The sequence below is a fragment of the Mycobacterium sp. NPDC003449 genome, from assembly GCF_053588415.1.
In genome coordinates, this window is record NZ_JBSFPX010000076.1 from 22361 (window position 1) to 30973 (window position 8613).

General features: G+C 69.8%; 8 protein-coding genes. 3 read left to right on the forward strand and 5 right to left on the reverse strand.

From position 1 onward, the window contains the following. From ACWDTP_RS19650 to ACWDTP_RS19665, 4 genes are all read right to left on the reverse strand, one after another. Positions 1 to 747 carry an ABC transporter ATP-binding protein gene (locus tag ACWDTP_RS19650; RefSeq protein WP_450022733.1) on the reverse strand — a complete coding sequence of 249 codons (747 nt, stop codon included), beginning with the start codon at positions 745 to 747 and terminating at the stop codon, positions 1 to 3. Next, positions 734 to 1609, reverse strand: a complete 876-nt coding sequence (locus ACWDTP_RS19655; RefSeq protein WP_450022735.1) for an ABC transporter permease — start codon at positions 1607 to 1609, stop codon at positions 734 to 736. Before ACWDTP_RS19655 ends, ACWDTP_RS19650 begins: the two co-directional genes overlap by 14 nt. After that, the gene (locus tag ACWDTP_RS19660) at positions 1606 to 3153 is read right to left on the reverse strand and encodes a rhodanese-like domain-containing protein (protein ID WP_450022737.1); all 1548 of its coding nucleotides are present in this window, start codon (positions 3151 to 3153) and stop codon (positions 1606 to 1608) included. The genes ACWDTP_RS19655 and ACWDTP_RS19660 overlap by 4 nt, the downstream gene beginning before the upstream one ends. 142 nt (positions 3154 to 3295) lie before the next feature. Then, positions 3296 to 4621, reverse strand: coding sequence for an LLM class flavin-dependent oxidoreductase (locus tag ACWDTP_RS19665; RefSeq protein ID WP_450022739.1), 1326 nt, complete (start codon positions 4619 to 4621; stop codon positions 3296 to 3298). Between the two features lie 185 nt (positions 4622 to 4806). Between ACWDTP_RS19665 and ACWDTP_RS19670 the strand changes: the two genes are divergently transcribed. Then, positions 4807 to 5619, forward strand: a complete 813-nt coding sequence (locus ACWDTP_RS19670) for an IclR family transcriptional regulator (RefSeq protein ID WP_450022741.1) — start codon at positions 4807 to 4809, stop codon at positions 5617 to 5619. On the opposite strand, the gene ACWDTP_RS19675 is transcribed toward ACWDTP_RS19670, so the two are convergent. Continuing rightward, positions 5582 to 6544 (reverse strand): TauD/TfdA dioxygenase family protein, encoded by a 963-nt coding sequence (locus tag ACWDTP_RS19675; protein WP_450022743.1) that lies wholly within the window; start codon positions 6542 to 6544, stop codon positions 5582 to 5584. The two genes, ACWDTP_RS19670 and ACWDTP_RS19675, sit on opposite strands and share 38 nt — an antisense overlap. Before the next feature lie 177 nt (positions 6545 to 6721). On the opposite strand from ACWDTP_RS19675, the gene ACWDTP_RS19680 reads away from it, so the two are divergent. Both ACWDTP_RS19680 and ACWDTP_RS19685 read left to right on the forward strand, forming a co-directional pair. Further along, a complete protein-coding gene (locus ACWDTP_RS19680) occupies positions 6722 to 7990 on the forward strand; it encodes an acyl-CoA dehydrogenase family protein (RefSeq protein WP_450022745.1) in 1269 nt (422 codons plus the stop codon). Beyond that, positions 7987 to 8475, forward strand: coding sequence for a DUF7700 domain-containing protein (locus ACWDTP_RS19685; RefSeq protein WP_450022747.1), 489 nt, complete (start codon positions 7987 to 7989; stop codon positions 8473 to 8475). Before ACWDTP_RS19680 ends, ACWDTP_RS19685 begins: the two co-directional genes overlap by 4 nt. Positions 8476 to 8613 lie beyond the last annotated feature (138 nt).

The following is an 8613-nucleotide window of genomic DNA, read 5'->3' on the forward strand; positions in this document are numbered from 1 at the left end:
TCAATTCGCCGGGCTTTCGGTAGTGGCGAGGCTGTCGAGCACCGCGCGTTTGATGTCGTTGAACTGGGTCGAGGTGACGTCGCGGGGCCGCCCCAGATGCACCGGGATGTCGGCCTGGACGGTTCCGTGGCCGAGGACCACGATGCGGTCGGCGAGCAGGATCGCCTCCTCGATGTCGTGAGTGACCAACAGCACCCCGACCTGGTGGTCCTGCCACAGCGTGGTGACCAGATCCTGTGCGGTTCTGCGGGTGAACGCGTCCAGCGCCCCGAACGGTTCATCGAGCAGCAACAGCTCGGGCGAACGGAACAGGGCGCGCGCCAGCCCGACTCGCTGCGCCTCCCCGCCCGACAGGCTCTTGGGCCAGGCCTTGGCCTTGTCGGCGAGCCCGACCTCGGTCAGCGCGTCCACCGCCCGCCGGTAGGTGTCATCGGACCGAGATGTGCTCAGCACGACGTTCTTCCAGACCCGCTGGGCCTGGATCAGCCGGGGTTCCTGGAACACCACCGATGTCCTGGCGGCGATCCGCAGGTGGCCCGAGGTGGCATCCTCCAATCCGGCCAGGATCCGCAGCAGGGTCGTCTTACCGGTGCCGGAGCGCCCGAGCAGCGCCACGAACTCGCCCTTGCGCACGGTCAGCGAGAAGTCGTCGAGAATGACCTGCCTGCCGAATTGTTTGGACAGTCCGGCCAGTTCGATGACGTGGCGCTGAGCCTGTCGCGCCGGTGACTCGTCAACCGCCGTCATGGGTGGACCTCCAGGGAAGTACGGCGCGCTCGATCAGCCGCATGATGACATCGACCGTGATGCCCAGCGCGGCATAGACCAGAATCCCGGCCACGATGATGTCGGTGCGCTGGAACTGGTTGGCGTTGTTGAGGATGTATCCGATCCCCGACGTGGTGTTGATCTGCTCGGCGGCGACCAGGGCCAGCAGCGCAATGCCCGCGGCGTAGCGCCAGCCAACCAGGATCGACGGCATGGCCAAGGGGACGACGACCAACCGGATGGCCTCGCCGCGGCTCAGCCCGAAGGTCTGCCCGACCTCCAGCAGCTTGCGGTCGATCGCGCGGATCCCGTGATAGGTGTTCAGATACACCGGGAAGATCGAGGCACCCACGATCAGCGCGACCTTGGATTCCTCGCCGATCCCGAACCAGACGACGAACAACGGCACCATCGCGATGAACGGCACGGTCCGCAACATCTGCAGGGGCGCGTCGTAGATCCGCTCGGCGGCCGCCCACAGCCCCGCCGCGACGCCAAGCACCAGGCCCGCGGTCCCGCCGATCAGCAGCCCGAGACCGGCCCGCTGCAGCGAAATCGGTAGTGCCGCCTGCAGATCCCCGGTCTCGGCGAGCTCCCGGTAGCTGTCCACGATGGTCAGCGGCCCCGGCAGCACCGTCGGGCTCACCAGCCCGGACACCGCCACCAGCTGCCACACCACGAGCAGCAGCACCGGAACGATGAACCGGATGCCGAGCGTGACCGCCCGCGACGTCCCCCACCGCCGGTCCTTGGCGGCCGGCCGGTAGTCCCGCACCACCGTGCCCGGATCCGCCACCGTCTGCGGTGAGGCCGACCGCACGGCCGTCGCGGTGTCCGTCATGCGCTGTCCACCGCCGCGAAATCGAAGAACGGGTCGCCATCGGATTCCTCGAGCAACCCGAGTTCCCACGCGAAGTAGGCGGCGTACCAGGCGTCACGCTCGGGGCCGAAGTCCGGCGCCCCGGTGTGGTCCACGATCTCGCCGGCATACCGCGGATCCTGGTCGCTGAGCGCGCCGGGCACCGATCCGATCCCGCCCTCGAGCACCCGGACGTCGCCGTCCAGACCCGCGACCACATGCTCGGCGGCGAAATCCTCGTCCCCGATCAGCACCACCGGCGCACCGCCCGCGGCGGCGACGAGGTCACCGAGATGTTCGCGGCGGGCATGCACCGAACCGGGAAGGTGCCCCGCCGCGTACCGCCCCGAGCTGCGCAGGTCCACCAGGCGCGCCGAGGTCAGCGCGGCCAGTTCCTCGGCGGCGATCGTCGGCACCGTCGGCACCGGCAGCGAAGGCCGATGCGGGCGGACCAGATCGGTGTCCTCGGCGACGGCGAGGACGGCAAGCGGGCCGTCGTGCAGGAACCGCAACCACTGCACGGTGTTGGCCGCGCGCACGAAGTCGGCGGTGTCCACCAGCACCAGCCTGCTCTTGTGGACCGCGACGTATTCGTCGGTGGCCTGCACCAGCTGACCACCGGGAGACGAGACCGCCCCGGTGAAATGCCCGGCCGCGAACTCGGCGGGTGAGCGGACGTCGAGTAGGTAGGTGACCGACCCGTCGTCGTCCAGGTGTTTCTGGACCTGCCCGGCGTCGAGCACCGGCGCCTGCGCGGCGGCCAGCGTACGCCGCGCCCAGGCCGTCAGCTCGGGTGAGACCGACTGCGGTGCCGCAAGATCCGATCCGGGGCCGAACACCAGCGGCAGACCCGACTGCTGCCATGCCGGCGTCCCGTTGTGCAGTGAGAACACCGGGTTGGCGATGCCGGTGCTGATCAGCGACTGCGCCCCGACGATGCCGCGGGTGCGGCCCTGGCAGTTGATCACCACCTTGGTCGACGGGTCGGTGATCACCTGCGCCGCCCGGTAGGCGATCTCGGCTCCGCCGCCGGTGTTGTGCCCGCCCGGGATGTGGTGGTTGTGGTACTCGGCGGGGGTGCGGCTGTCGAGGATCACGACGTCCTCGCCCGCGGTGCGCCAGGCCTCGACCGTTTCACTGTCGACCGTCGGGGTGCCGTAGGTGTGCTCGATCCACTCACCGAGGGTCTTGCTGCGCACGTTGGTCCCGGTGTAGATCCGCCCGCCCGCGCTCTTCCAGCCGTCGATACCGTTGTCCAGCAGTGCGATATCGCGATAACCCAGGCCCGCCAGCAGTTCGGCGCCCCGCTCGTCGAGCTCGGGGTGGCCGGCCAGGACGATGCTGGTGCCGAGATTGGGCACCAGGTCGGCCACCCGCTGTTCGAGTTCGTGCAGCGGCAGCCCGGCACTGACCGCGATGTGGCCGTTGCTGCGTTCCAGCGGGCTGCGCAGATCCAGCAGGGCGATCTGGCGATCGGAGTTCTGCAGGGCATCCAGCAACTCGGCGGCTGTGATGCGTTGAGCCATCGACGTTCCTCACTGTGGTCGGACGGTTTCGGGCATGCGTTTGGCGCCACGATGCCCGGTTCGGCCGGGCGGCGCGACGGTTGTCCTCACGCGGATTCGAAGCGGTGGGCGCGACCCGGCGCGCGCGAGGCGGTCGGCGCGCTCATGCCCGCGCTCCGGCCAGTGCCTGCGACGGCTGTGCCAATCCGAGATGGCCACGCAGCGTGGTGGTCTCGTACTCCCGTCGGAACAGGCCGCGACGGCGCAACTCCGGCACCACCTGCTCGGCGAACAGGCGCAGCCCGTCGGGATAGACGTCGAAGTTGAGGTTGAAGCCGTCGGCGGCGCGCCCGGTGAACCAGCGTTGCATGTCGTCGGCGATCTGCTCGGGCGTTCCGACGACCATCCGGTGCGCACCGCCGTTGCGGTTGATCAGCTCCCGGATGGTCAGACCCGATCGCTGGGCGAAACTGACTGTGGTGTTCAGGAATCCGTGCGAACCCTGCACGGACCCCGAAACCAGCCGCGGATCGAGTGGTTCGTCCAGCCGAAGATCGTCCACCGACACCCCGAGCTGACCGGCGAGGCGGCGCAGCTCGCGCTGATAGTCCAGTTGCGCGTTGAACTCCTCGAGCCGGCTCAGCGCCTCGGCCTCGGTGGAGCCGACCACGGGGAACAGACCGGGCAGCACCAGGACCGAACCGGGGGCCCGGCCGAACCCGCGGGCCCGGGCGTTGATGTCGGCATAGAAGTCGCGGGCGTCGGTGAACACGGTCTGCACGGTGAACACCACATCGGCCCAGCGGGCGGCCAGATTCCTGCCCTGCTCTGAGGATCCGGCCTGCACCAGCACCGGCCTGCCCTGCGGCGTGCGGGGCACGTTGAGCGGTCCGCCCACCCGGTAGTGCGGGCCCACGTGGTCCACGGCCGGGATGGGCTCGGCGCTGAACACGCCGCTGGCCGCATCGGGCCGCAAGCCCTCGGCCGGCCAGGAATCCCACAGCTTGGTGACCACGTCGACGAACTCGTCGGCCTGGGCGTAGCGCTCGTCGTGGCCCGGTAGGCTCGGCACGCCGAAGTTGGCCGCGGCCTGCGGGTGCATCGTGGTGACGATGTTCCACGCGACCCGGCCCCCGCTCAGGTGGTCCAGCGACGCGAAGCGCCTGGCCAGCTCGTACGGGGCGTTGAATGTCGTTGAGGCCGTACCGATCAGTCCGATATGGGTGGTGGCGGCCGCGACGGTGGCCAGCACCACGGTGGGATCCAGCGACTGCCACGGTTTGGCCGGCGGATTCTCGGCGAGCGCGGGCCAGTCCGACAGGAACACCGCGTCGAAGGTGGCCTGTTCGGCCAGCCTGCCGATCTCGGTGAAATACCGCGGTGTCAGGAATGCCAGCGGATCGCGCTGATGGCGCCAGGCACTGGGGTGCTTGCCCGCATCGGTGATGTTGGCGTTGAGGTGCAGATGTCGTGCCGGCTGGATGCTCACGGGACCGTTCGGTTCGGATGTTCGGGCGGTATGCCCGTCGGACCTGCCAGAGGTTAGGGGCGACGGCGGGCCGCGGCAACCATTAATTTCGCTATGCACCAAACTGTCCCGCACAGCAGAAAACATTGCCATGGCACCGACTCGATGCCGGGTGGCCGGATCGCGCCGCAATGGTCTAATGGCTCATGCCTGCCAGCCCGGCCGACCCCGCCGACGATCCACCGGAGCAAAGCCAGCGGGGCATCGTCCGGTCGGTGCGCAGCGCCTCGGCCCTGCTGGCCCGGTTCCGCGACGGACGCCGGGACCTGCGGCTGTCCGATCTGGCGCGCGAGGTGGGGCTCAACGTGAGCACCGCGCACCGGCTACTGCAGACCCTGGTGGCCAGCGGCCTGCTCACCCAGGATGCGGCCAGCGACCGATACAGTCCCGGCCCGCTGCTGATCGAGATCGCCAACGGCCTGCTCACCGCCGACCGGACCGCCAACACGGCCGATATTCTCACCGCGCTCGCGGCGCGGACCGGCGAATCGGTGAGCCTGGGGTCTCGGGTCAACGGACAGGCGGTGGTGCTGATCCACGTCCCGTCCTCGCATGCGTTGCGCTTCGAGCGCAAGGTCGGCGACCGCCTGGCACTGCACGCGTCGGCACTGGGCAAGGCCTTGCTGGCCTGGGCCGCCGAACCCACCGAGGATCTGCTGCGGGCGATCGCCCCGTTGGCCGCCGTCACCCCCGACACCCTCACCACGGTCCGCGGCCTCGCCGGCGAGCTGCGGGCGATCCGCGACCGCGGCTACGCCGTGTCCACCGGTGAGGAGCTGCCCGGTATCCGCAGCGTCGGCGCGCCGGTGCTCGACTCCGACGGTGTCGCGATCGCGGCCGTGGAGGTGTCGGGGCCGTCAGATCGGCTGCGCGACGCCGACATCGCCGAGTTCGCCAGGATCCTGGCCGGTGGAGCCGGGGCTATACAGCACGTACCGGACGCGGATCTGCTGTTCTGACCGGCCAGCCGGCCGCGGGCCACACCGGCGAGACCGGCGGACGCTCCGAGGGCACCGGTGAGCCCGGGTCGGAGCCGGGCGGCCGGCCGCCGCGCAGGCTGACCTTGTGCAGGATTCTGGTCGCCGCACCGTAGTCGTTGATCCCCCGGTGGATTGTCGACCAGTTGTCGGACAGCACAAGCGTTCCCGGCTCCCACCGGATGCGCACGGTGTTCTCGGCGCGGGTCAGCCTGGACAGCAGCAGGGCCAACAGTGCGTCACTCTCGTCATCGAGCAGGCCGTCGATCGACCGGGTGAAGGCGTGGTTGACGAACAATCCGCGCCGCCCCGATCGCGGATTGGTCACCGCCACCGGATGGCGAACCGGCCGCAGATCCCTGACCAGCCGGTCCTCCCATACGCCGGGCCCGTTGACGTTCAGGTACGACGACAGTCCGGCGTCGTCGTGATAGGCCGTGAGGGTATCGACGAACTCGCGCATCGGGACGCTGAGCCGATCGTATGCCGAGACCGCCGAGGCGAATTCGGTGTCACCGCCGGCCGGCGGCAGCACCCTGGCGAACAGCGCGGTCACCGACGGCGGTTCGAGCATGTAGGTGATGTCGCTGTGCCAGTAGTCCACCCGCCCGTCGGACCGGCGACCGTCGACGGCCTTGACCTGATGGTGTTCGCGGCTGATCCCGGGGATGACCGGGCTCGACGGCGCCAGCGGCCCGAGCCTGCCCATGAACGCGATCTGCTGGGCCGGGGTGAGAATCTGCTGCCGGAACACCAGCACGAGGTGCTCGGACAGGGCCGCGGTGATCGCGGCGACCAACCCGTCGGTGAGCGGTTCGCGCAGGTCGACTCCGCTGACCTCGGCGCCGAGCACCGGCGAAAGGGGGCGCAGCGGGAGCGGTGTCACGTCGCCGGGGTGCGCGGGCATGCGATCGACTCCAGGTGGGCTGCGGATGCTCCGACCAGCCTGGCAGCACCCGGATGACCCGGGCAAGGTAAAGACTCATCGCGAACCATATTCTTCGGATCCCACCATGCAGGATTGTTTTGTGCACAGCGCGATAAATCCTGGGCCGGATTCGGCCCGCCCGCTAGCTTTCGAGCCATGACCGTGCCCGCGCTGGATGAGCGCACCGACGTTCCGGCACAGACGTTCCTCGACGGTCTCGCCGATGTCGCGCGCGCCATCGGCGCCTCCGCGTCCGAGCGTGACCTCGAACGGCGTTATCCCACAGCCGAATACGATGCACTGCGCAACGCCGGCTTCTGGCGGTTGTCGATCCCGGCCGAGTTCGGCGGGCTCGGGCTGGGCTACCAGACATTGATGGCGGCGATCATCGAGGTGGCCGCCGCCGACGGCAGCCTCGGCCAACTGCCGCAGAACCATTTCAACACCCTGGAACGCATCGCCCGTCATGGCGCACCCGAACAGCGGGCCCACATCTTCGGCCAGGTGGCCGACGGCGCGGTGCTCGGCAACGCCAGCGCCGAACCCCGCGAACGACCGCCCGGCGAGGCGACGACCACGCTGCGTCGCGATGGCGGCGGCTATCGGCTCACCGGACGCAAGGTCTACTCGACCGGTGCGCTGCTCGCCGACCGCATCGCCGTGCAGGCCCGCGACGAGACGGGCGAGCAGGTCTTCGTGCTCGTGGACCGGCATGCCGCCGGGGTGCGGATCGTCGACGACTGGTCGGGGTTCGGTCAGCGGACCACGGCATCCGGCACCGCGATCCTCGACGATGTGCCGGTCGCGGCGCTCGACGTGTTACGCGCAGGCCCCGATCCCCGTGCCCGCTACCGGGTTTCGGCACAGTCCCAGCTGCTGCACTGCGCGATCGACACCGGGATCGCCCAAGGTGCGCTCGGTGCCGCCATCGGGCTGGCCCACCACGTGCACGGCGGACGGGGCAGCGGGGCGGTCGATTTCGCCGACGACGTGCTCGGGGTGTCCCGGCTGGGCGAACTCTGGATCGCCGTCGAGGGCGCCCGCGCGATCGTCACGCAGACGGCACGGCGGCTGGACCGGCTCACCGCGGCCAGCCCCCTGGCCGATGTCCTGGAGGCGTTCTACGGCGTCGCAGCGGCGAAATCGATCTCGACCACCGCCGCACTCGATGTGACGGCGGGGCTGATCGACATCGGTGGCGCGAGCTCCACCCGTACGGAATTGCGGCTGGACCGGTTCTGGCGAGACGCACGGACCCACACCGTCCACGACGCCGTGCGGTGGAAGCCCTACTCGATCGGCCGCAGGCTGCTCACCGGGGAGGTCGCCGACCCGTGGAGCATCGCCCACCCCTTCACCGCGGCCGACCGGCTGCAGGACGCGACCGTATTGCCCGGCACCCGAGCGGAGGACAGCCACCGATGAGCGCACCCGCCTACACCACGACCCGGCTCGGCAAGCTCTACCGGGGTGATCCGCTTCCGGTGGTCGTCGAGGCGACCACCTACTATCCGGCCGGCGCGGTGACCTTCGGGGTCGAGGGCCGTGCGCTGTTCGAGGACGGCGGCACCGCACCCTGGGCCGGCGGCCCGACGCTGCACGTCTTCGACACCGCCACCGGACTCGAGCATCTGCGGTTCGACGCGTTCCCCGGCGAGGAGCATTACCACTATCTGACCCCCGGCGTGCAGAACCACTGGATCGGGTTCGACACCGTCGCCGACGGTGATTTCCTCGACTGGACCTTGGACCGGGTCGGAACGAAACTGCCCGAGCTGCTGAGTTTCGCGGGCGCCACCGAACTGGCCCACCGGGTCGATCAAGGGGTCGTCGCGGACAGCCTCACCGCCGTGGCGGCCCATCTGCGCAGCCGCGACCTGCAGCTCACCGCGGAAGGATCGCAACGATGACCGCCGTCGAAGACCTCATCCGCACCGACCAGGCGCCGGGACGCCCAGCTGCGCACCGCTGGCCGGTGGCGGCCGATCTCGGTGTCCTCGACATCCTGGAGGACCTGGCCGCGCAGGCCGCGCACCGGGATTCGTCGG